Annotated in this window: 1 protein-coding gene; it reads left to right on the top strand. The window is 74.4% G+C overall.

From position 1 onward, the window contains the following. The coding region (locus tag G3I71_RS46015) for a UDP binding domain-containing protein (protein ID WP_275409435.1) at positions 1-462 on the top strand (462 nt) is incomplete at its 5' end. Between the last annotated feature and the right edge of the window lie 105 nt (positions 463-567).

Here is a 567-nt window from a genome sequence, read left to right as displayed (position 1 = left end):
CCGTGGTTCATCGTGGACGCCGCCCCGCAGGAGGCGCGCCTCATCCGCACCGCGCGCGAGGTGAACGACGCCAAGCCGGGGCTGGTGGTGGACAAGGTCGTCGAGGCCGCGCTGCCGTTCGCCGAGCCACGGATCGCGGCGCTGGGGCTCTCCTTCAAGCCCGACATCGACGACCTCCGTGAGTCGCCGGCCCGGCGGATCGTCGCCCGGATCGCCGACCGGCTCCCGCATGCGGTGATCAGCGTGGTCGAGCCGCACATCGCCGAGCTTCCCGCCGAGCTCGCGGCGCGGGATCGTGTCGAGCTGGTCGACCTCGACGAGGCGCTGGGCCACGCCGACGTCGTGGTCCTGCTCGTCGACCACACCCAGTTCCGCGCGGAGGCGGCGCGGCGGAGCCCGCGTGCCGGCTCGCAGGTCATCGACACGCGTGGCGCGTGGCGTCGTGCCGTGAGCGCCGGCTGATGGCTCGGGTCGGCCTCGACGGAGGTGGTTCGCTCCCGCCCATCGACGGCGTCGCGCTCACCGTGGGCGAGGTGGCCCGGTTGACGACGGCCCCGCTCGCCGCCT

The sequence above is a fragment of the Streptomyces sp. SID12501 genome (genome assembly GCF_010550245.1).
Lineage (GTDB): Bacteria > Actinomycetota > Actinomycetes > Streptomycetales > Streptomycetaceae > Streptomyces.
Note: the sequence above shows the minus strand (reverse complement) of the source record. Positions and strands in the feature narration are given on the sequence as shown.